27 protein-coding genes and 3 tRNA genes are annotated in these 21,245 nt (G+C 61.8%); 15 read left to right on the top strand and 15 right to left on the bottom strand.

The annotated features are described in order from the left end of the window. Window positions 1-65 precede the first annotated feature (65 nt). The 12 genes from DNK34_RS21500 (at window position 66) to DNK34_RS21555 (ending at window position 9,668) form a co-directional block, all read left to right on the top strand. Complete coding sequence (locus tag DNK34_RS21500; RefSeq protein WP_131176949.1) at window positions 66-1,796, top strand: tetratricopeptide repeat protein; 1,731 nt, start codon at window positions 66-68, stop codon at window positions 1,794-1,796. Beyond that, window positions 1,796-2,413, top strand: a complete 618-nt coding sequence (lolB, locus tag DNK34_RS21505) for a lipoprotein insertase outer membrane protein LolB (RefSeq protein WP_131176948.1) — start codon at window positions 1,796-1,798, stop codon at window positions 2,411-2,413. The genes DNK34_RS21500 and lolB overlap by 1 nt, the downstream gene beginning before the upstream one ends. 288 nt (window positions 2,414-2,701) lie before the next feature. Beyond that, complete coding sequence (ispE, locus tag DNK34_RS21510; protein WP_131176947.1) at window positions 2,702-3,577, top strand: 4-(cytidine 5'-diphospho)-2-C-methyl-D-erythritol kinase; 876 nt, start codon at window positions 2,702-2,704, stop codon at window positions 3,575-3,577. A gap of 25 nt (window positions 3,578-3,602) precedes the next feature. After that, window positions 3,603-3,677 (top strand) — tRNA-Gln (locus DNK34_RS21515). A gap of 56 nt (window positions 3,678-3,733) precedes the next feature. Then, a tRNA-Gln gene (locus DNK34_RS21520) sits at window positions 3,734-3,808 on the top strand. A 45-nt stretch (window positions 3,809-3,853) separates the two neighbouring features. After that, window positions 3,854-4,795 (top strand): ribose-phosphate pyrophosphokinase, encoded by a 942-nt coding sequence (locus tag DNK34_RS21525; protein WP_131176946.1) that lies wholly within the window; start codon window positions 3,854-3,856, stop codon window positions 4,793-4,795. Window positions 4,796-4,907: 112 nt separating this feature from the next. Further along, on the top strand, window positions 4,908-5,528 hold the full coding sequence (locus tag DNK34_RS21530) for a 50S ribosomal protein L25/general stress protein Ctc (protein WP_131176945.1): 621 nt from the start codon (window positions 4,908-4,910) through the stop codon (window positions 5,526-5,528). A 39-nt stretch (window positions 5,529-5,567) separates the two neighbouring features. Continuing rightward, complete coding sequence (gene pth, locus DNK34_RS21535; protein ID WP_131176944.1) at window positions 5,568-6,158, top strand: aminoacyl-tRNA hydrolase; 591 nt, start codon at window positions 5,568-5,570, stop codon at window positions 6,156-6,158. A gap of 34 nt (window positions 6,159-6,192) precedes the next feature. Then, window positions 6,193-7,293 carry a redox-regulated ATPase YchF gene (gene ychF, locus DNK34_RS21540; RefSeq protein ID WP_131176943.1) on the top strand — a complete coding sequence of 367 codons (1,101 nt, stop codon included), beginning with the start codon at window positions 6,193-6,195 and terminating at the stop codon, window positions 7,291-7,293. Window positions 7,294-7,442: 149 nt separating this feature from the next. Next, window positions 7,443-8,006 carry a cupin domain-containing protein gene (locus tag DNK34_RS21545; protein WP_131176942.1) on the top strand — a complete coding sequence of 188 codons (564 nt, stop codon included), beginning with the start codon at window positions 7,443-7,445 and terminating at the stop codon, window positions 8,004-8,006. A 148-nt stretch (window positions 8,007-8,154) separates the two neighbouring features. Beyond that, window positions 8,155-8,231 (top strand) — tRNA-Met (locus DNK34_RS21550). A gap of 168 nt (window positions 8,232-8,399) precedes the next feature. Beyond that, window positions 8,400-9,668, top strand: a complete 1,269-nt coding sequence (locus DNK34_RS21555) for a tyrosine-type recombinase/integrase (RefSeq protein WP_131176941.1) — start codon at window positions 8,400-8,402, stop codon at window positions 9,666-9,668. A gap of 55 nt (window positions 9,669-9,723) precedes the next feature. Here the strand turns inward: DNK34_RS21555 and DNK34_RS25940 are convergent, their stop codons facing one another. The 3 genes from DNK34_RS25940 to DNK34_RS21570 form a co-directional block, all read right to left on the bottom strand. Continuing rightward, window positions 9,724-11,232: a phage tail length tape measure family protein gene (locus tag DNK34_RS25940; protein ID WP_131176940.1), complete on the bottom strand. Its 1,509-nt coding sequence runs from the start codon at window positions 11,230-11,232 to the stop codon at window positions 9,724-9,726. A gap of 183 nt (window positions 11,233-11,415) precedes the next feature. Next, window positions 11,416-12,327 carry a phage portal protein gene (locus DNK34_RS26005; protein ID WP_425273942.1) on the bottom strand — a complete coding sequence of 304 codons (912 nt, stop codon included), beginning with the start codon at window positions 12,325-12,327 and terminating at the stop codon, window positions 11,416-11,418. A 34-nt stretch (window positions 12,328-12,361) separates the two neighbouring features. Then, on the bottom strand, window positions 12,362-12,709 hold the full coding sequence (locus DNK34_RS21570) for a hypothetical protein (protein ID WP_131176939.1): 348 nt from the start codon (window positions 12,707-12,709) through the stop codon (window positions 12,362-12,364). 215 nt (window positions 12,710-12,924) lie between these two features. Between DNK34_RS21570 and DNK34_RS21575 the strand changes: the two genes are divergently transcribed. Together DNK34_RS21575 and DNK34_RS21580 are read left to right on the top strand one after the other, a co-directional pair. Then, the gene (locus DNK34_RS21575; RefSeq protein ID WP_131176938.1) at window positions 12,925-13,104 is read left to right on the top strand and encodes a type II toxin-antitoxin system HicA family toxin; all 180 of its coding nucleotides are present in this window, start codon (window positions 12,925-12,927) and stop codon (window positions 13,102-13,104) included. Between the two features lie 69 nt (window positions 13,105-13,173). Further along, the gene (locus DNK34_RS21580; protein ID WP_131176937.1) at window positions 13,174-13,602 is read left to right on the top strand and encodes a type II toxin-antitoxin system HicB family antitoxin; all 429 of its coding nucleotides are present in this window, start codon (window positions 13,174-13,176) and stop codon (window positions 13,600-13,602) included. Window positions 13,603-13,708: 106 nt separating this feature from the next. On the opposite strand, the gene DNK34_RS21585 is transcribed toward DNK34_RS21580, so the two are convergent. The 11 genes from DNK34_RS21585 to DNK34_RS25490 form a co-directional block, all read right to left on the bottom strand. Beyond that, the gene (locus DNK34_RS21585; protein WP_131176936.1) at window positions 13,709-14,098 is read right to left on the bottom strand and encodes an antiterminator Q family protein; all 390 of its coding nucleotides are present in this window, start codon (window positions 14,096-14,098) and stop codon (window positions 13,709-13,711) included. A gap of 95 nt (window positions 14,099-14,193) precedes the next feature. After that, window positions 14,194-14,481 (bottom strand): hypothetical protein, encoded by a 288-nt coding sequence (locus DNK34_RS21590; RefSeq protein WP_131176935.1) that lies wholly within the window; start codon window positions 14,479-14,481, stop codon window positions 14,194-14,196. Beyond that, on the bottom strand, window positions 14,478-15,908 hold the full coding sequence (locus tag DNK34_RS21595; protein WP_242675252.1) for a replicative DNA helicase: 1,431 nt from the start codon (window positions 15,906-15,908) through the stop codon (window positions 14,478-14,480). Before DNK34_RS21595 ends, DNK34_RS21590 begins: the two co-directional genes overlap by 4 nt. Next, complete coding sequence (locus DNK34_RS21600) at window positions 15,905-16,660, bottom strand: ATP-binding protein (RefSeq protein ID WP_242675365.1); 756 nt, start codon at window positions 16,658-16,660, stop codon at window positions 15,905-15,907. The genes DNK34_RS21595 and DNK34_RS21600 overlap by 4 nt, the downstream gene beginning before the upstream one ends. A gap of 46 nt (window positions 16,661-16,706) precedes the next feature. Continuing rightward, window positions 16,707-17,603: a hypothetical protein gene (locus tag DNK34_RS25600; RefSeq protein ID WP_207401619.1), complete on the bottom strand. Its 897-nt coding sequence runs from the start codon at window positions 17,601-17,603 to the stop codon at window positions 16,707-16,709. Beyond that, the gene (locus tag DNK34_RS21610) at window positions 17,603-17,791 is read right to left on the bottom strand and encodes a hypothetical protein (RefSeq protein ID WP_131176933.1); all 189 of its coding nucleotides are present in this window, start codon (window positions 17,789-17,791) and stop codon (window positions 17,603-17,605) included. The genes DNK34_RS25600 and DNK34_RS21610 overlap by 1 nt, the downstream gene beginning before the upstream one ends. Next, window positions 17,788-18,021: a hypothetical protein gene (locus DNK34_RS21615; RefSeq protein WP_131176932.1), complete on the bottom strand. Its 234-nt coding sequence runs from the start codon at window positions 18,019-18,021 to the stop codon at window positions 17,788-17,790. The genes DNK34_RS21610 and DNK34_RS21615 overlap by 4 nt, the downstream gene beginning before the upstream one ends. After that, window positions 18,011-18,328, bottom strand: a complete 318-nt coding sequence (locus DNK34_RS21620; RefSeq protein WP_131176931.1) for a hypothetical protein — start codon at window positions 18,326-18,328, stop codon at window positions 18,011-18,013. The genes DNK34_RS21615 and DNK34_RS21620 overlap by 11 nt, the downstream gene beginning before the upstream one ends. A gap of 136 nt (window positions 18,329-18,464) precedes the next feature. After that, entirely contained in the window at window positions 18,465-18,623 is a 159-nt protein-coding gene (locus DNK34_RS25485) for a hypothetical protein (RefSeq protein WP_165497338.1), read from the bottom strand. Beyond that, a complete protein-coding gene (locus DNK34_RS21625) occupies window positions 18,620-18,889 on the bottom strand; it encodes an AlpA family phage regulatory protein (protein ID WP_242675364.1) in 270 nt (89 codons plus the stop codon). The genes DNK34_RS25485 and DNK34_RS21625 overlap by 4 nt, the downstream gene beginning before the upstream one ends. 49 nt (window positions 18,890-18,938) lie before the next feature. Further along, complete coding sequence (locus DNK34_RS25490) at window positions 18,939-19,106, bottom strand: hypothetical protein (protein ID WP_165497337.1); 168 nt, start codon at window positions 19,104-19,106, stop codon at window positions 18,939-18,941. A 140-nt stretch (window positions 19,107-19,246) separates the two neighbouring features. Here DNK34_RS25490 and DNK34_RS21630 point away from each other — a divergent pair, with 140 nt between their 5' ends. After that, the gene (locus DNK34_RS21630) at window positions 19,247-19,828 is read left to right on the top strand and encodes a helix-turn-helix domain-containing protein (RefSeq protein WP_131176930.1); all 582 of its coding nucleotides are present in this window, start codon (window positions 19,247-19,249) and stop codon (window positions 19,826-19,828) included. Window positions 19,829-20,012: 184 nt separating this feature from the next. Here the strand turns inward: DNK34_RS21630 and DNK34_RS21635 are convergent, their stop codons facing one another. After that, a complete protein-coding gene (locus tag DNK34_RS21635; RefSeq protein ID WP_131176929.1) occupies window positions 20,013-21,023 on the bottom strand; it encodes a hypothetical protein in 1,011 nt (336 codons plus the stop codon). Window positions 21,024-21,245: the final 222 nt, after the last annotated feature.

A 21,245-nucleotide genomic window follows, 5' to 3' on the forward strand; every position in this document is an offset into this window, starting at 1 on the left:
CCATGGGCTTGCCCAGCGGCTTGTGTCATGATGCCCAAAACCGCAGGTTAGTCGCATTCCCCCTTATGAATAGACCCATCGCCTTGCTGACCGCCCTTGCCTTCGTGGGTGGTTGCCAGTCATTTGCCCCATCCACTCCGGATGGCGGCGTGCCCGTAGAAGAGCCCGGCAGCGAAACCCGGGCGGCCACACCGCAGGAATACGGCTCGTTCAGCCAGGAAACCCTGCTGGCCCTGCTCACCGCGGAACTGGCGGGACAGCGCAACCGCTTCGACCTGGCCCTGAGCAACTATGTGCAGCAGGCCAATTCGACCCAGGATGCCGGCGTCGCCGAGCGCGGCTTCCGCATCGCCGAATACCTGGGCGCCGAGCAGGAAGCATTGGCGACCGCGCTGGTATGGGCCAGGAACGCGCCGACCAACGTCGACGCCCAGCGCGCCGCGGCGGTGCAACTGGCGCGGGCCGGCCGCTACGACGAATCCATGGTGTACATGGAGCGCGTGCTGCAACGCCAGGGCAACACCCACTTCGACTTCCTCGCCCTGTCGGCGGCGGAAACCGATCCGGACACCCGCGCCGGGCTGCTGCAGAGCTTCGACCGTTTGCTGAAGAAATACCCCGCGGACGGCCAGTTGTTGTTCGGCAAGGCCCTGTTGCTGCAACAGGACGGCCGCGCCGAGGAAGCCCTGCAACTGCTCGAGTCCAGCACGGCCAAGCAGGACGAGGAGGCGCCGCTGCTGCTGCGCGCCCGCCTGCTGCAGAGCATGAACCGGGGCGAGGAAGCCCTGCCCCTGCTCAAGAAAGGCATCGAACGCAGCCCCGGCGACAAACGCCTGCGCCTGACCTACGCCCGCCAGTTGGTGGAACTGGGGCGGATGGACGACGCCAGGGGCGAGTTCTCCTCCCTGCTGCAACAATTCCCCGAGGACGATGACCTGCGCTTCTCCCTCGCCCTGGTGTGCATGGAGGCCGAGGCCTGGCGCGAGGCCGCCGTCTACCTGCAGGAACTGATCGAGCGTGGCGCCCACGTCGACCCGGCGCACTACAACCTGGGCCGCGCCTACGAGGCCATGGGCGATACCGACGGCGCCCTGGACGAGTACGCCATGGTCGGCCCCGGCAACGACTACCTGCCCGCCCAGGTTCGCCAGACCGAACTGCTGGTCGCCAACAAGCGCGCCGCCGAAGCCTCCGAACGTCTGGCACAGGCCCGTGACGCACAGCCGGATTACGCCATCCAGCTGTACCTGATCGAATCGGAATCGCTGGCCAACCAGCGGCAGGGGGAACGCGCCTGGCAATTGATCCAGCAGGCGCTGGAACAGTACCCGGACGACCTCAACCTGCTCTACACCCGTGCCATGCTGGCCGAACCGCGCGGCGACCTGAAACAACTGGAGCGCGACCTGCGCTTCATCCTCGTGCGCGACCCGGAAAACGCCATGGCGCTCAACGCCCTCGGCTACACCCTGGCCGACCGCACCGAGCGTCATCAGGAAGGCCTGGAGCTGATCCAGCGCGCCAACGAACTCAACCCCAACGACCCGGCGATACTCGACAGCCTGGGCTGGGCGAACTTCCGCCTGGGCAAGCTGGACGAAGCCGAACGCCTGCTGCGCCAGGCCTTCGAGCGCTTCCCCGACCACGAAGTCGCCGCCCACCTGGGTGAAGTGCTGTGGGCTCAGGGCAAGCAACGCGAAGCCAGAAAGATCTGGCGCGATGCCCTCAAGGAGCAGCCCGACAGTGAAATCCTGCGCAGCACCCTGCTGCGCCTGACTGGATCAGAGACCCCGTGATGCGCCTGCATACCCTATTCGTATTCGCCTTGCTCGCCCTGCTCGCCGGTTGCGCCGGCATGACCTCCCGTGAAGCGCTCGACGGCCAGGGCGACCCGGCCCGCTGGCAGGCGCACAAGCAACACATCAGCGCCCTCGACGCCTGGCAGATCAACGGCAAGGTCGGCATCCGCGCCCCGCGCGATTCCGGCAGCGGCACCCTGTTCTGGCTGCAACGCCAGGACTACTCCGACATCCGCCTGTCCGGCCCGCTGGGTCGCGGCGCGGCGCGCCTGACCGGGCGCCCGGGCGAGGTGCTGCTGGAAGTGGCCAACCAGGGCCGTTACCAGGCCGAGTCGCCGGAAGAACTGCTGCAACAACAGCTGGGCCTCAACCTGCCGGTGTCCCACCTGCTCTGGTGGATACGCGGCCTGCCCGCACCGGACAGCAGGAGCCGCCTGACCCTCGACGGCGACAGCCGCCTGGCCCAGTTGGCCCAGGATGGCTGGCAGGTGGAATACCTGAGCTACGCCGAACAGAACGGTTACTGGCTGCCCGAACGCCTGAAACTGCAGGGCCACGACCTGCAGGTGACCCTGGTGATCAAGGACTGGCAACCGCGCCAGCTCGGCCAGTAGCCCGTTCGTGGCCTGCGGTCGAGCGTAGCGATACCCAGGGCACCTTCCCGAGTGCCGCTACGCTTGATCCAGACGGCAAACAGGGCTCGCACCAACGCTCTCCCATAAAGGGGTGGATGGATGAAACGTCATCCATCCGTGGCCCAGCAACCTGCTTCCAGCCCGTAGCCTGCGGTTGAGCGCAGCGATACCCAGGGCACCTTCCCGGGTGCCGCTACGCTCGACCCAGGCTACGGGCTACGTTAGCCTGCAGTAACCTCTCATCCCCTCTCGCCAGCCATTGCTCCCATGACCACCCACGCCATCCCTGCCCATGCCGAGCTGATCCTCCCGGCCCCGGCCAAGCTCAACCTGATGCTGCATATCCTCGGCCGCCGCGCCGACGGCTATCACGAGCTGCAGACCCTGTTCCAGTTCCTCGACCATGGCGACCAGCTCGGCTTCGCCCTGCGGGCAGACGGCGTCATCCGCCTGCATAGCGAGATCGACGGCGTGCCCCACGACAGCAACCTGATCGTGCGCGCCGCGCGCCAGCTGCAGCAGCGCAGCGGCACACGCCTGGGCGCCGATATCTGGCTGGACAAACGCCTGCCCCTGGGCGGCGGCATCGGTGGTGGCAGCTCGGACGCCGCCACCACCCTGCTCGGCCTGGCCCACCTCTGGCGGCTGGACTGGGACGCAGACCGCCTGGCCGCCCTGGGGCTGGGCCTGGGTGCCGATGTGCCGGTATTCGTACGCGGCCACGCGGCCTTCGCCGAGGGCGTCGGGGAAAAACTCACGCCCCTCGAGCTGCCCGAACCCTGGTTTCTCGTCGCCGTGCCGCAAGTCCTTGTCAGCACTGCGGAAGTTTTCTCCGACCCCGAGTTGACACGGGATACGCCGCCCATTAAAGTTCGCAGCCTTCTTGCAGGGGGTGGTCGTAATGACTGCCAGCCGGTCGTCGAGAAGCGTTACCCGGATGTTCGTAACGCCCTGATCTTGCTGAACAAATTTATTCCCGCAAGATTGACCGGCACTGGAGCTTGCGTGTTTGGGAGCTTCCCAAACAGGGACGATGCTGATAAAGTCGCCCGCCAACTTCCAGCCACACTGCCGAGTTTTGTTGCGCGAGGTGCCAACGTTTCGATGTTGCATCGCACGCTCCAAGCACTGGCCAAGAAGTGAATGCGTAGCATCGGTTATACGTTACAGGGGCGTCGCCAAGCGGTAAGGCACCAGGTTTTGATCCTGGCATGCGTTGGTTCGAATCCAGCCGCCCCTGCCATAACCACCCAAGGGTGGCCGTAGCACCGACAAGCAGCATTGGGTCACACAGGATACAGGGGCGTCGCCAAGCGGTAAGGCACCAGGTTTTGATCCTGGCATGCGTTGGTTCGAATCCAGCCGCCCCTGCCATTTTTATACTCATCCAGGTATACCCTCAGCCGGCAGGTACTGCGCGTGTCCAAGATGATGGTCTTTACGGGGAACGCTAACCCCGATCTGGCGCGACGTATCGTTCGTCAGTTGCACATCCCCCTCGGCGATGCTTCTGTCGGAAAGTTCTCCGACGGTGAAATCAGCATCGAAATCAACGAAAACGTCCGCGGTAAGGACGTCTTCCTGATCCAGCCGACGTGCGCGCCAACCAATGACAACCTGATGGAACTGGTGGTGATGGCCGACGCCTTCCGCCGCTCCTCGGCGACTCGCATCACCGCTGTCATCCCCTACTTCGGCTATGCCCGCCAGGATCGCCGTCCGCGTTCCGCCCGCGTGGCGATCAGTGCCAAGGTCGTGGCCGACATGCTCACCGTGGTAGGCATCGACCGTGTGCTCACCGTCGACCTGCACGCGGATCAGATCCAGGGTTTCTTCGATATCCCCGTGGATAACATCTACGGCTCGCCGGTTCTGGTCGACGACATCGAAGACCAGCGCTTCGATAACCTGATGATCGTCTCCCCGGACATCGGCGGTGTGGTGCGTGCCCGCGCCGTGGCCAAGTCCCTGGGCGTGGATCTGGCGATCATCGACAAGCGCCGCGAGAAAGCCAACCACTCCGAGGTGATGCACATCATCGGTGACGTGGAAGGCCGTACCTGCATCCTGGTCGACGACATGGTCGACACCGCCGGCACCCTGTGCCACGCGGCGAAGGCATTGAAGGAACACGGCGCGGCCAAGGTATTCGCCTATGCCACGCACCCGGTGCTGTCGGGTCGCGCCATCGAGAACATCGAGAACTCGGTACTGGACGAACTGGTGGTTACCAACACCATCCCGCTGTCCGCTGCCGCGCAATCCTGTTCACGCATTCGCCAACTGGACATCGCGCCGGTTGTCGCTGAAGCGGTACGCCGCATCAGCAATGAAGAATCGATCAGCGCGATGTTCCGCTAACCCGGAACAGCGTTGACGAAACATGCCTGGCCATTTGGCCAGGCCTTTCACTGAACCGCCCCGTCGCTGGTCGCAAGCGTAACGGGCGGTTTGGTTATTTTGGAGAAGTGAAATGACTGTTGAATTTGCTCTGAATGCCGAAGTGCGTTCCGACCTGGGGAAAGGTGCGAGCCGCCGCCTGCGTCGTAACGCCAGCCTGGTTCCCGCCGTGATCTACGGCGGCGAGAAAGCCCCGCAATCCATCAGCCTGGTCGCCAAAGACCTGGCCAAGCTGCTGGACAACGAAGCCGCGTTCAGCCACGTGCTGACCCTGACCGTCGACGGCCAGAAAGAAAGCGTCCTGATCAAGGCCCTGCAGCGCCATCCGGCCAAAGGCTTCGTTCTGCACGCCGACTTCCAGCGCGTCATCGCCGGCCAGAAGCTGAGCGCTCACGTACCGCTGCACTTCGTCAACGAAGCCAGCGCCGCAGGCGTCAAGCAAGGCGGCGGCGAAGTGCTGCACAGCCTGAACGAAGTCGAAGTCTCCTGCCTGCCAAAAGACCTGCCGGAGTTCATCGAAGTCGACATGGCCAAGGTCGAGGTCGACCAGACCGTTCACCTGTCCGACATCAAACTGCCGAAAGGCGTCGAGCTGGTTTCCCTGGCCCACGGCAGCGATCTGCCGGTTGCCAGCATCCACCTGCCGCGCGTTCGTGTAGAAGAAGACAGCGAAGGCGAAAGCACCGCCGAGTAATATTGGCGGGCTGTGCCGGTTTCACGAAAGGGCTCCTGTATGACTGCCGTACAACTGATCGTTGGCCTGGGTAATCCCGGCCCCGAATACGACCAGACCCGGCACAATGCAGGGGCCCTTTTCGTTGAGCGCCTGGCGGACAGCCAGCGTGTGAATCTCAGCGTTGATCGCAAGTATTTCGGCCTGGTGGGCAAATTCGCCCACCAGGGTCGCGAGGTTCGTCTGCTGATCCCCACCACCTTCATGAACCGCAGCGGCCAGTCCGTGGCGGCATTGGCGAATTTCTTCAAGATCAAACCCGAAGAAATCCTGGTGGCACACGACGAACTCGACATGCCGCCGGGCGTCGCCAAACTCAAACAGGGTGGCGGGCACGGCGGACACAACGGGCTGCGCGACATCATCGCCCAGCTCGGCAACCAGAATAACTTCCACCGCCTGCGGCTCGGCATCGGCCACCCGGGACACAGCAGCATGGTCTCCAACTTCGTGCTCAGTCGCGCCCCGCGCAGCGAGCAGGAACTGCTGGACACCAGCATCGGCTTCGCCCTCGAGGTACTGCCGGAGATACTCGCCGGCGACTGGACCGTGGCGATGCGCAAGCTGCACAGCCAGAAAGCCACCTCCTAATTCTTTTCACCGCCTTCGGCGCGAGGGACACACCATGGGATTCAACTGCGGCATCGTCGGCCTGCCCAACGTCGGCAAGTCCACCCTGTTCAACGCCCTCACCAAATCCGGTATCGCGGCGGAAAACTTCCCCTTCTGCACCATCGAGCCGAACAGCGGCATCGTGCCCATGCCCGACCCGCGCCTCGATGCCCTGGCGGCCATCGTCAAACCCGAGCGGGTGCTGCCCACCACCATGGAGTTCGTCGACATCGCCGGCCTGGTGGCAGGCGCCTCCAAGGGCGAGGGCCTGGGCAACAAGTTCCTCGCCAACATCCGCGAGACCGACGCCATCGCCCACGTGGTGCGCTGCTTCGAAGACGACAACGTCATCCACGTGGCCAACAGCGTCGACCCCAAGCGTGACATCGAGATCATCGACCTCGAGCTGATCATGGCCGACCTCGACAGCTGCGAGAAACAACTGCAGCGCGTTGCCCGCACCGCCAAGGGTGGCGACAAGGAAGCCGTGGCGCAGAAAGCGCTGCTGGAAAAACTCATCCCCCACTTCACCGAAGGCAAGCCGGCGCGCAGCCTGCTGAAGAGCCTCGGCGATGACGAGAAGCGCCTGGCCAAGACCTTCCACCTGCTGACCACCAAGCCGGTGATGTACATCGCCAACGTCGCCGAAGACGGCTTCGACAACAACCCGCTGCTCGACGTGGTCAAGGCCATCGCCGAGGAAGAAGGCGCCATCGTCGTGCCGGTGTGCAACAAGATCGAGGCCGAAATCGCCGAGCTGGACGATCTGGAAGAAATGCAGATGTTCCTCGAGACCATGGGCATGGACGAGCCGGGCCTCAACCGCGTGATCCGCGCCGGCTACTCGCTGCTCAACCTGCAGACCTACTTCACCGCCGGCGTCAAGGAAGTGCGCGCCTGGACCATCAAGGTCGGCGCCACCGCCCCGCAGTCCGCCGCGGCCATCCACACCGACTTCGAGAAAGGCTTCATCCGCGCCGAAGTCATCGCCTACGACGACTTCATCCAGTACAAGGGCGAAGCCGGCGCCAAGGAAGCCGGCAAATGGCGCCTGGAAGGCAAGGACTACATCGTCAAGGACGGCGACGTGATGCACTTCCGCTTCAACGTCTGACCTGCCCCAGCCCCACCCACGAGGCCCCTCGAGCGCAACCGCTCGAGGGGCTTCGCATTTCCCGGCCACGCCAGCCCCAGCGATAACCGAAACACCTGCGCAGCATTGCCCTCTATACAGGTGAAGCCATTGCCTCGAGAGGGCCCGTCATGGACACATTCTCGCGCCGCCTGATCCTGCACTACCTCGCCAGCCTCGGTGAAGCCTCGAGCGCCATCGGAGCAGCGTCCGCGCCAATGGCCGTCACGAAGGTGGAAAAATTGCTGCTTCTGCGCAACGACTGGGTGCCGAACAACGACAACCATCCGGTGCTCGTCTATCGCCAGGCCTTGAAGGACAAGGGGCTGCCAACGCCATCCGGCACGCAGCGCCTGTTCGGTGCCAATGCCTGGCCCGCGCAATGGGTTGACGGCATCTACGACTATCACCACTACCACAGCAATGCCCACGAAGTGCTCGGCGTCATCCAGGGCCAAGCCCGGGTCATGCTGGGCGGCCCGGGCGGCCGGGAACTCAGCCTGCACAGCGGCGATGTGCTGGTGCTGCCGGCCGGCACCGGTCATTGCAACCTGGCCAGCAGCGACGACTTCCTCGTCGTGGGCGGATACCCGCAGGGCCAGCAGCCGGATCTCTGCCGGGCGGCACCGACAGCGGAACAGCAGCGCGCCATCGAACAGACGCCCTACCCACCCCGCGATCCCGTCTTCGGCTAGGCTGGCCGCGTCGGCAAGGCTCCGCCTCGATACGGCGGGCTCAAGATGGCGCACCCGCCAAAAACCGCTAAACGGTTGAAAGTGCGTAAATTATTATGCCCTCGGGGGTTGACACAACAGAGGCGGATGCGGAAAATGCGCGCCACTCGGCTACGTAGCTCAGCTGGTTAGAGCATAGCATTCATAATGCTGGGGTCCGGGGTTCAAGTCCCTGCGTAGCCACCAAATAGCTGTTTATAGCTGTCTCGAACAGTCTATCAAACACCCTGAAAAGCCCGCCCTGTGCGGGCTTTCTTGTCTCCAGCGATCCATTCCAATCCATACCCATACTTCCCCGCCGTGTATGCCTGTGTGTATGCTTCAATAAAAATTGAACCAAGGGCATACAAGCCAATGAAGCGTTCCGAGATCAAGCGTCGTCCCCTGGCGGACACGACCCTTGCCAGCCTGGAATCCGAACCTGCGACCTACCGCGAACTGGATGGCGCCGGCCTGTATTTCCGGGTCAAGCCCAACGGTAACAAATCGTGGGAGTTACGCTACAAGAAACCGGATGGCAAGTGGTCGTGGCTCGGCCTCGGCGGTTATCCCGAAGTAAGCGGAGCGCTGGCCAGGCAAAAGGCTGCCGAATTGCGCCTCGATGCCGCCGAGGGCAAGAACCCGATCACCAGCAAACGGATCCGCAAGGCCGCCGAGATCAGGGCGGCCAATGACACCTTCGAAGCGCTCGCACGGGAGTGGCACACCTCGCGCTTCGGCGGCTGGGATGCCGGGACAGCCAGGCGGATCATGGGCGCACTCGAGCGCCATGTGTTTCCGACCTTCGGCCAGCGCCAGTACACCGACATCCTCTCGATGGAGTGGATGGAACTGCTGCGTGGCATGGAGAATCAAGGCATCCTCGAACAGATGAGCCGGGTACGCGCCTACTGCAAGGACGTGTACGACCTGGCCAGGGTGACCGGCCGCGCGGTGAATAATCCGCTCGAGGGTGTGCATAAGTTCCTGTCAGCCAGCAAGGCCGAGAACTATGCCCATGTGTCCGCCGATGAGTTGCCCAGACTGCTCCGGGCTATCCGCTCCTACCCTCACGCCAGGGATGTGCGAATTGGCCTGAGTCTGCTCACCCTGCTGGCCATACGTCCCAGCGAGTTGCGCGAGGCACGATGGTCGGAGTTTGATTTCCACAAGAAGCTCTGGACGGTCCCGACCGAACGCAAGGGCCGTAAGAAGGGTCGCGAACACCTGGTGCCACTCAGTCGCCAGGCTATCGCTCTGCTGGAAGAGCTGCACCCCCTCACCGGCGCCTATCCGCTGTTGTTCCCAGGGCGAAACGACCGCACCAAGCCACGCAGCGACACGGTATTTCTCATGGCCCTGCGCCGCCTCGGCTATGAGGGCCGACAGACTGGTCACGGCTTTCGCCATATCGCCAGCACCATCTTGAACGAGCAGGGTTTCCCGGCCGACCATATCGAGGCGCAGTTGAGCCACAAGGCGCCCGGGGTGCGGGGCATATACAACAAGGCCCAATACCTCGAGCAACGCGCAACGATGATGCAGTGGTATGCCGATCACCTAGACTCGCTGATATGCAATGACTACGGCAGCCCGAGCCCAACGATGAGCAAGGCGGTGGGAATAAGTACAAACGAGCTCTGATCATATAGCGATCATTTACCCGCTGACACCTTCCGCACATACGCCTGGCACGCCCCTAGTGCGATGATGGCGCGGTCGCCTCGGTCGATGATGCCGAGAATTCGTTGAGCAGATCCTGGGTCAATGTCGGCTCGAACTGCTCCATCCACCAGACATCCGGCGCCGGGGGCGGCAGGCATTCCGCCGTGGCCACCTGTACCGGTGGCGACAGGGGTGGCGAGTAGGACTGACAGCCGCAGATCAGCAGTAGCCAGGCGATCAGGCGATCCAGGCGCCCATCGTTGGCCATCTCGTCCAGCGTGTCGGCCAAGCCCTGAAGCCGGCCACGGATAAACTCGAATGCCCCACTATCAGCCACCCGACCGGCGAAGTCGCCAAACTGGTCACCAATGGTTTTCAACAGACCGGAGAAGGTATTCAGCCGCGCCGCAGCGGCAGCACCGCCATAGGCCTCGGTCATCATGTCGATGATGACCGCCTGCGCCTCGGCGGTTTTCCCCGTGGCCACCAACTGGCGGAGCAGGCGTTTCTGGCCATCCTCGAGCTTGAAGCCCTGCCGGCCCAATGCCGCCATGGCCTCGGCCGGGGACTGCAGCGCTCGGCCAACGATCTCGGCCGACTGCTCGACGCTGATACCCAGACGCTGCGCCTGGTCGATGGTGATCTGCAGCGCCTGCGGGAACTGCTCGCCCACAATGTCGGTGTATGACAGCAGGCGAGTCTGCGCAGCCAGGATCTGCTCATTGGTGAGCATGGAGCTTGCGCGAAACTTGCGCGCCATATCCTGCAACTGCTCAGCCGTATAACCGGCGGCATTGCCCGTAGATGCCAATGCCGCCTCAAGCTGGCCCAGCGCCTGCTCGCTGTCGGTGCCGTCGGCGATCACGGCACGAATCCCGTCACGCACCAGGTTCAAGCCACGGCGAACCAAGCCGAAGATCGCGTTCAGCGAAACGAACGCCGCGGCATACCCCAGTACCTGCCGGCCACCACTGGCCATGGCCTCGCGCACCGACGCCACGCGGGTAGCATGTTCCGCCGCCGTTCGACTGGCCCGGGCCTGCTCGCGCTCGACTTCCCGCAACTGCTGCCTGTTGTTGGCCAACGCTGTCTTGGCGCGATCCACCTCGGCCGCCAGGCGCTTCTCTTCGTCGGCAAGCCGGGTCGTATCGATGCCTGCCGCCTTGGCAGCCTTCTCCTGCTCGCCCAGGTCGCTGGCCAGGCTGGTGACCTGGCGGCGCAGCCGGGACGCTTCGCGCTCGGCATCCTTGAGCGATTGCTGCAGCCCCTTGGCATCCGGGTTGGCGTTCAGCGCCTCGCGCAGTTCCTTGATGCGTGCGTCGGTCTGGCCGAGCACGCGCTGGGATTGTTCGAGGGCGCGCTGGGTGGCCTGCAGGTCGCGTACCAGCCCGCGCTCGCCCTTGGCGGTGTCCAGTTGCTGGTTGAGCGCCGCGGCCTCGTTGCGCAGCGCCTCCAGTGCCTCAGCAGACTTCTGTGCCTCAGGCGATAGTTCGTCCTTGCCGCGCAGGATGAACTGGATCAGGCGATCCTTGATACCGGCCATGCTTTTCTCCAAGTGTAAAAAAACCCGCCGGGGCGGGTTTCATTAATTGGGTGATCCTAGTTCCAAGCTGTCACACAGCCGTTCTGATCCACGTACATCAGAACGCCAGCACCGAAACCCAGCGCACGGCTGGGTTTCGGCTTGCACCGCACCTGGCGCTAAACCATCCCTGGTCCAGCAGCATCAAGCCGCCTTACTGACGATGTTCATCTCGCAGAACTTGGAGATGTCGTTGCTCAGCACCGTCGGGTCAGCCAGCAGCTCGGCCGGGCCCTCCAGTTTCAGGTACTCCTGGCCGAACACGGGCAGCTCGGAGAGCATGCCGAACTTCACGCGGCGCAGGTGCAGGCTGTACGGCTCGCCACTCTGTGCGTCGTTCAGGCCGGCGATGAAAATCTCCAACTCCACCGGGCTGCCGTTGAGCAATTGCAGGGCGCTGGCCGCCAGTTTGGTGTAGGTGAGCAGCACCCCGGCAGAGGTGATGCCGGAGGTCTCGGTACGCAGGATGCCGTGGGGCGTCAGCAGGTAGTCGGTGCCGGCTAGGCGGATCAGCGTGGCATGCAACAGCGGCACCCCCCGGTTCTGACCAATGCGCTTGCGGTTGGCGACGTGAATGATTCGCTCAGCCTCGACGCGCTTCGTCTGCTGGAAGATCCCGTGGCCAAGGTCGCCGGGGTGCGCCTTCAGCAGGTGGAAGGCCCGGATGCGTCGCCAGGCGTCGCGCTCAATGCCCTGGATGATTCCCTTGCTGGTGTCGTTCAGCTCGAAGGGCAGATAGTCCGGCTCCAGCAGTTCCAGGGCGAACGGCACAGCTGTCAGGTGCCTGTAGTTCACCACCGGCCCCATGATCTTCTGGGCCAGCGACTCGCCATCGCGCAGCCAGGTGCGGCACACCAGGCGCTCCATCTGCGGCCGGGTCAGCTCGCCGGCAGTCTCCGGGCGCAGCGACCACTCAGCCCACGCGCCCTTGATCTGGGCGCAGAAATCCAAATGCACCGCACCGGACAGATCCAGCACCAGCGGTTCAACGCCGATGCCAGTACCGCCCACCACGCGCTCCTCCAGGCGGTCGAACAGGCCGGTACCCGGCGCCACCAGTGCCTGGCGCGCTTCGCAATCGGTTCGCCGTTCATGGTCTCGCCTCGAGGGCAGATCTCAAGCGCGCTACTTCCTCGGTCAGGCGGACGATCTGCTTATCCTGTAGCTCGAGTTGCACGTTCATGGCCTTCATCGCTCCGGTCAGTTCGCCGACCTGGCGGTACATGTCGTTGCGTTCCTTGCTGACTACCTCATGCGCCAGCCGCAGCTTGTCGTTCTCGGCCAGCATGCGCTCGAGCATGTCTTTCTCGGCGCGGTCATTAGCGATCGATGCGCCGCTACTGGAGAACGCCTTGCGCAGCCATGTGAACGCCCACGCCAGGCCTATCCCGCCGGCGGTGAACCAGCCGAATGGGTTGCCATCTGGTGTCGGATCCATTGGTGTGCTCGGAAGTGGAACGGGCCGCTATCGGGCAACCCTGTGAATAGGTGCAGGCGCGGCTTAACCCGGTAGGCCTGCAGTGTTGGTGGCGTCTCTCGACGCTACCGGCTGCGCTCGGCGCAGAATCATTTTTCCGTCACATCACCACAAATCTGTTGTATTGATACAAATTTGTTGTATGCTGAACTTATCCAGACAGAAGAGATGAGGTGATGAAGTTCAGCGAGTTCAGACGATGGTTGAAGGCCCAAGGGGTGACCTTCGAAGCCGGCAAGGGAAGCCACTTCAAAGTCACCGCACCGAACGGCAAGCAAACGGTCTTTGCAGACCATGGTTCAAAGGAAATGCCTGAACCGACCCGCAAAGGAATCATCAAGCAACTGGGGCTCTAAGAGCCCCTTGGGCGTCTGGTACCGAAACGTCTACTCATCGAATCAAGCCACCCGCAAAAGGGGGAACCCATGTACAACTACGCTATCCGCCTCGAAGGCGAAGACGGACAAGGCTACGCAGTCTTCTGCCGCGACCTGCCCGAGCTGAACAGCTATGGCGACGACGAAGCGCACGCCCTGGCCGAGGCCGTTGATGCTATCGAAACAACCCTGTCGCTGTACGTCGACCAGCGCCGCGCTATTCCTGCCGCCACAGCTGCAGAGCCTGGCGAGCACGTCGTGCACCTGCCTGCCGTGACCGTGGCCAAGATCGCGCTCTGGAACGAACTGATGGCCCGCAGTATGCGCAAGGCCGATCTGTGCCGCCTCCTGGGTGTTGCGCAGACCCAGGGCGACCGGTTGGTCGACTTCCTGCACACAACGAAAATGGACGCACTGGAAGCTGCCCTGGCGAAGCTTGGCAAGCGGGTGGTGCTGGCCATCGAAGTCGCCGCCTAAAACGAAAAACCCGGCGCAAAGGCCGGGTTTCGAGGTCATGTGTCACTTGCTGCTGTCTGGACACCCTGCCATGGAAACAGGGTTTTATCCGCCCGGAAAGAACTTTTTACGCGGCTTCTCGGCGGGCCTCCATTACCGCGTCGACCCAGGCCACGCCCATTTTGATGATCTCCCTCGCCTTGCGCTCACTCATGCCATTGGCGCGACCGATCCGATCGGCTGTCCACTTGGCGCCGTAGTACCACCAGATGAAATCGCCCAACTGCTGATCCCGACTGGTGAGCCTGGACACTGCGCCATCGATCACCAGGGCGCTGTCATCAGTCAGCGAATACTCCTTGATGCCACCCTGACTGGCGTTGTTATCGCAGATCAGCGCCTGCAGCGGTGAGACGTACCGAGGCACGCCCATTCCGTCCATCCGCCAGTAACCCCACTGCTCGAGCAGCCATTCGGTGTCGCCGAGGGCTTTGTCCGCATAGGTTCGCTTCTTCAATTTTCACCCTCCCCACGTAGAAATACCGGAAACGGCGGGAACGCCCGCCGCCTCTGGCCTAGAGTCATTTGTAAGAAGTGCAGGAACAGCCGTTTTCATGCAGCTCTTTTCGGATCGGGATCACCCAGGCCAAACAGATCGCGCAACAGCCTGTCGGCGGACTTGCTCTTGGCATTGCCCTCCAGCAGCCAACGCTGGCCATAGTCGTGGAAGCCGATCTGCAGCTTGCTGGCATGCCAACTGGCAACCATGTCCAGCAAGGCCGCTAGCGCAGCAGGGCCGCCCAGGTTCACCTTGGCCAGCTCCTCCCCTGCGATCTTCAGGAAGCGACACTCCAGTTCGCTCATGCCCTTGCGTGGTATGGCCGGTGTCACACTTCTCATGCTTTCTTCCCCTTCCCGTACTGGCGCCCAGCGAAGGAACGCCCGTTATCTTCTGGCTCATCATCGAACTGATACCCGGCGCGCAGCTCGACAAACCGGTGGTACGCGCCCTGATGCTGCACCCGACATACACCGGTCTGGCCGTGGCGGTTCTTGTCGACGATCAGTTCCGTGACGCCGGCCTGCCCCGCCTCTGAATCAGGATCGCGATGCACCAGCACGACAGCATCGGCATCGGCCTCGATCTGCCCTGAGTCGCGCAGGTCAGACTTGGTGGGCCGCTTGTTCGCCCGACTGTTGGGGCCGCGGTTCAACTGCGCCAGCACCAGCACTGGCACGCCCAACTCCTTGGCCAGGCGCTTCAGCCCCTTACTGATCTCGCTGACCTGCTCGTACCGGCTGCCCGAACCTTCGCCCGGCACCAGACCGATGTAATCGAGCGTCACAGCGCCCAGGCCGTGGGCACGCTGTACCGTCCTGCAGATCTGCCGAACATCGCGCAGGCGCAGCGTGGCATCGTCACAGAGGATCAGCGGCGCATCCTTCAGCTTGTTCACCGCCGCGGTCATGGCCGGCCAGTCCTGATCGGTCATCGAGTGGCCCTCCGCCAGGTGCTTCAGGTGCACGCTTCCAACCGAGGCGATCGAGCGGGTCGCCAGTTCCTCGTCGGTCATTTCGTAACTGAACACCAGCGAGGGCACCTGGTGGTGCAGCGCCACCCGCTCGGCAATGCCCAGGCCCAGGGTCGTTTTGCCGCTGCCCGGCGCCCCGGCGATCACCACCATGTGCCCGGGACAGATTCCCGGAATGAACGCATCCAGCGACGGCAGGCCCGTGTCGTAGCCCAGGATCGATTCGCGGTTGAACCGCGTGTCCACCGTGTCGATCACCTCCGGCAGCACCTCGCCGATGAAGCGGTACCGGCGACGGCTATCGGTGCCCTCGGCTTCCAGCGCCAGCCAGGCCTGCTGGCCCTTGGCGAAAACATCATCCAGCGCCTCGCCTCCGTTCAATGCCTCGATCATCGACTGCGCCGCCAGCACCACCCGGCGGGCCACCGAGCGACGCTTGACCTCCCGGGCATAGGTAGCCGCGTTCGCCACGCTGGGCGTGTTATCCAGCAGAGTGGTAACCACCTGCAGCGTGCTCTGCCCATCAGCCAATCGCGGCCGGGCCTCGTGCAGCGTCACCACGTCAACCGGAACCGCCTTGCGCCAACAAGCCAAAACGATCTCGAACACCTCGGCGCAGGCCGGGTGGTGGAAGTCGTTACGCTCCAGGTTCGCGCTCAGTTCCTCGATCAGGTCGGGCTGCTTGATCATCGAACCCAGCACCGCGTATTCGCTTTCGTGGCTGAACAAGCGCGATTCGGGCTCGTTGGCAATCACGTCGTAGGGTTGGTATTCGCTTGGGTGCATGGCGGTCATACCTCACCCCGCGCCGACGCCCAGTGGAAGCCAACCACACGGCCGCCACCCTGGCGCAACCGATCCACCGCCCGGTCACCGATGAACTGCGGCAGTTCCAGCGGCTTGCGGTTGCTGACCAACACAGTCGGGCGAAGGTGCTGGTACCGGCGGTCGATCACGTCGCTAAGGACGCCGGGGGAGAAGTCGCTACCGGACTGCACGCCCACCTCGTCGATCACCAGCAGGTCTGGGCCGCCCAGCTCGTCGAGCACGTCTCTCTCGCTGTAGGCGGCCCCCCTGCCAAAGCTGCCCTTCATCGTCCGGCAAATCTCGGCGGCGCTCGTCACCACCGCCCACGCCTCGAACTCGCGCACGACGTGCTGAGCGATGGCGCAAGCCAGGTGCGTCTTGCCGGTACCGACGTTGCCCAGCAGCAGAAGGCCTCGGCCGGTGCGCACGCTTTCCTCGAAGCCCTCGGCGTACTCGCGGCAGGCGGCCAACGCCCCTTCCTGGGCCTGTGTGGTCGCGGCGAACGTGTCGAAGCTGCAGCCGCGAAAGCGCGGCGTGATACCGGTGCCGATCAGGCGACGATTCAGGGCAGCAGCCTGGAACTCGGCCATACCATCTCGGTGTTCCTGGCTGTCCTGCGGGGAGTTGTGCACGGCCTCCCAGAGGCACGTCGGGCAGCCAGTGAGCCGCCAGGTGCCGTCGAACTGCTCGACCTCGGTGGGTGCGTAGGGCGCGTGCCAGTCTGCAGCACAGCGCTTCATCGGTTGCCCCGTATCCCGAGTGCGGGGCGAGGGGCTGAACAGAAAATCAGAAGTTTTTGCCATCGGGGTCATTCTCGTAATCGGCGGCGGTGTGTTGCGGAAGTCCGGAAAGCAGCGATCCAGGCCGGCCGGGTGGTGGGGCGCCGCTGGGCGCCAACTCGTCCTCCCAGCGCTTGCCGTTGAGCCACGACGCCGGCAGCGGCACGAACTGGCCGTTGTCCTTGAGCCAGTCAGGTCGCTGGCAGTGCTTGGGCAGAGCAGCCATGGCCGCCTGGCGCTGGTCAGGGCTCAGCTTGCGCCAGGCCTTCTCGGCGTCGGCACGCTTCTCCCGGCGGGGGTACAGCCGGTAGAACTGCTCGAAGCCCTCCATGGGGTCAGGCTTGGGCTTGGCAGACTTGGCCCCGGTCGGAACTGGTTCAGGTGCAGCACCAGCAGGTTCGTCTGCCGGCTGAGCAGGGGTCGCCGCGTCAGCGGGGACATGCTCTTGATCTTGATCTTCTCCTTTCCCTTTCCTCTCCCCTTCCTCTCCGGGGTCGAGGGCTCGGCGACCGCTCGGCGACTGCTCATCGACAACCTGCCCCGTAGGCCACGTAGTTTCGTTATGCGGCTGCTGGGCGCCAGGAAATGGCGGGTACTTCACCGTCGGTTTTTCAATCCTTTGGTGGCGCCAACCGTTCACATGCAGATATCGCCTCCCCTCATGCGTATAGAGGGACAGCAGACCGTTTTCCGACAACTCGTCGAGTAGTCGTCGAACGGTCGCAGAGTCGATATCGTCGCCAGGAAAAATCAACGCCTTCAGGCTCCTCTCGGCGTCAGGGTGATTGCCGGCGTCATCGCAGAAGTTCCAGATACCAATGAACAACAGCCGGGCCAGCGGCGAGCACTCCATTACCCGCTCGCTCGTCCAGAACTCCGGCTTGATGGAGCGAATCCGAGCCATCAGCTACCGCCCCCCACCTCATCGGCCAGGCGCAGCAGTTCCTGGGCCACCAGACGGGCTTGCTCGGGCGAAAGAAGGACGACGTTGTCCTCAACCCCGTAGCCGGCCAGCGGATCAGGCTGCACGACCACGATGTGCCCCTCCGCCCCGACGTACACCTCAGTTTCGTAGGTTGCCTGGAGCTTCATATGTCGAGCTCCCGGGTAACCCGCTGCACGAAGGCGTCGTAGTTCTCTGCCATCTCGAAGCCCTGGGTTTCCAGCTCGTAGCGATTGCGCTTGGCGGACTCGTAGAGCAACCAGCGCTCACGATCAGGCAGATGAGTGAAGCCGGCATAGCTGGGCCAGGGGCCGGCGATGGTGCGGCCCGGAGCGGGCTGGGCCTGCCCAGGGTGCAGAGGGGATTGCTCAATGCTCATCGCCGTCTCCTTGCTCCTGCAGAATGCTCAGCAGAAAGCGCTCATGAATCTTCTGGCGTACCTCTATGGGATCCATGCCGATCAGGCGGTGAGCCAGAACACGCATGGCAAGAACGGCCGACACCAATTCAAAGTCGGCCTCGCGGGTGCTGTCCGAGTCTTTCTCCTCGTCCAGATACACTTCCAGAGCAAAGTCAGCGCCTTCCCATGCCTTGTAGGCCAATTGGTCATTGCTGAACTGCTCCATGTACACCCGGTCGATCACAGTGGCTTTAACCGGTGTCGGGAACGAGACGACCTTGCTCATGCGCTCATCTCCCCTACCGGCTCGCCACGCATCTGGAATCGCTCCTAAAGCTCCCGTGCCTCTGCCGGCTTGACGCGCTTACGAAGGCGGGGCTGAGAAACAGTGGAGTCCTGGCGGATCAGTTTGGCTGCAGCATTCATTTCACACCTCCAACATTCATGGTTTCGAGGGCGCGGGCGCGCCGCATATGAGCGTTGTAGCGAACCAGGCGGCTCGCAAGGTTGGAGTGGGAATGCAGGGCACCAACGGCCAGACTGCGGTGAGCGGCTGCACGGAGATTGGCGATCAGTTTCATGCCGCCTCCCCGCGCAGAGCGCTGCGGCTGCGAACCCAGGCCTGCGCCTCAGCCAGCACCCAACCGACCGGTGCACCACGCTGCTTGCTGTCGCTCAGCGGCACCTGGCGCGGGAAGGTCGGGTCGGCCTTCATGTACTTGTAGATCGTCGCCCGTTTCAGGCCGGTGATTTTCTCCAATTCCGGCATGCGGATGATCACCGTGCCGGGATCGAGCTGGGCAGCCTCCGCGTGGCTTTGCACAGTTTCCGTGGTACCTTTCTTCATGACGTTGTTTCCCTCTCTGGTTTCGACGTTACCGAAGCCCTGGCGACTCTCACCTCGCCGGGGCTTCATTCTTTTGAGCTTTCACCATCGCTTGCTTCAGGTGGTAAGCAGCCTCCTGGCTCATCGAACGACAGCCCTTTTCTGCTTCGATCACCAGCCATTCACGAATGTCATCAGGCAAATTGACCGGAAGAATCCGCTTGCGTTGAGCTTTCATTTTGACTTCCATTGAGTTGAGTTGCTATTTGAGTTTACGTGAGTCTCCCCCGCTGTCAACGTGATTTTTGATGAGTTGTTGCCATTAACACTTTCGGTGTGTAGTTTTCTTTACGACTTAACGTAAACCGAGCCTTGCAAATGACTGACTCCTTTGGAGAAAAGCTCTCTCGCCGTCGCAACGAACTGGGCCTTACCCTGCGCGAATTGGGCGACATAATCGGCATCTCTGGCTCACAAATATCAAGATACGAAGCAGGCCAGGCCAAACCGCGCCGGAAGGTGTTAGTTCGTCTCGCTGAGGCCTTGGGCATGGACCCAGCCGACTTGGTGGAAAAATATCTGGTAGAACCGTTCTCGCAGGATGCTATAGCTCGTTTCAATCAAGCAGCGTATGAAAAGCAAGAGCTTCGGGAGCTTGAAGAGTCGGATCTGGAGGATTACGACCCGAGACAAACGAAACTGGTCATAAGGGTTGAGGGTTCGAACGGCCACAGCATGGGTTATCAAGTCGAACCATGCATGCCGCTTGAGGGGGGCTTCACATCTCCTGACCACCTCCAACAAGTGATCCTTGACAGGCTCGCCCCTGAATTGGAGAAGTTGCTGCCCGAGCTGAGAAAAATTCAACTGACTGAAATCACTCTGCGCTTTCAGGAGCCCCTGTCCAAGAAAGCAAAGATTAAGCGCATCATGCAAAACCGGCGTCTCATGGGACAGTGAGCCCTGCCAACCGGAATCAAATGCCGGAATCACCCAACTGCTTTCTTGGGGGAAAGCATTTGAATCATGAGATGTCTTGACTGACATACCGTACCCGCCTACTGGTTTGGACGGGTGTAGGTTGCCAATAAGCTGAGCAGCGAAAAACCTAACGGCGTAACGCATAACCCCTTATACGTTACACTCAAGAGGTTTTCCGACGCCGCCCTCCCTTCCTTGCATAATCAGGAGCAACGGGCTTAATCCATTCCCTAAGCCGCTCGCTAGTCTCAGGCAATGCTGCCTGATACCCTTCATCAACCAGCAACCTATAGACCTTATCCGCCATCTCAGATATACGAATTGCTTGACTTGAGTCACTCCCCCACAAATCGATAGCGAGTGCCTGGGCTCTTTCTGAGGCTGCAGACTTAAGGTTATTTATCTCCGAAAGACCTCTCATTCTCCTATTTTTTATGAACTCGTCGCGCTCATGCTTGCTTTTAAGAGAGTTAGAAAAAATGGTTAGCATTGCGTATTGCAAATGCTGAGAAGCATATGTCAAATGCGATGCAGCATCGACAGCTGCCGCTCTATATCGGTGAGCAGCCATGACCGCCTCATCGCGCTTAGATTTAGATAGAGGAGCAGTAGTTTTCTCGAACTGAACACTTAACATGTCACCAATATAGGGACTTCGAGCGAGCTCTTTTTTATTCCTAGGAAACATAGGGAGGCTTAGAAGTTTAAGAGCAGAAGCTATTTCTTCGATCGCATATACAGCCCAAAGATGCTCAACCTCAAACCTCTTTCCCGTGGACAAATTACAGTCTTCAGGCGGGAACATTCTCAAAAGCTCAACATCAGGCATTGCCTTTGCGGCATACTTATAATCAGATATTGAGCGCCCTGGCAAAACCGCGCGAATGTGAGAGACGTACTTTTTTCTTGCCCGAGTTATTTGCAACTTAATTATTTTTCGCACCTCTGAAATCTCAGACGTATTAAACTCTTCCAATAACGCCACGGCATCCCTATAAATAATGTCAGCACGCATCTCATAAGAGCAATAAAAATAAGGTGCAAAAGGATCATCGTGGTTAGGGGGATACCCCTCGGGAACAGGATCAAAACGCCTCAAACCTTGAAGATGATCCTCGAAAACCAAATCTTTCGGATCAATCGATTCAAATAATCCTCGTGTGCTTGTACCCAATGCAGGTCTCCCAGCCCCATCCTGAATAGACCGACCCCCCAGGCGGATGGGGAATCCGCTTTTCGCCCCATCGGGCTAGGGTGGCCGAAACGCTGAGCCCGGATACTGGCTATCCGAACAGTGATGGCATTCAGTCTATATCCGTTTATGCTTCCGCAACAGATGGGGGACATGGAGTCATTACCCCCAAGCGCCTCTGCAATATCCGCAGAAAAGGAATCC

The organism is Phytopseudomonas dryadis (genome assembly GCF_004327355.1).
GTDB classification, from domain to species: domain Bacteria; phylum Pseudomonadota; class Gammaproteobacteria; order Pseudomonadales; family Pseudomonadaceae; genus Aquipseudomonas; species Aquipseudomonas dryadis.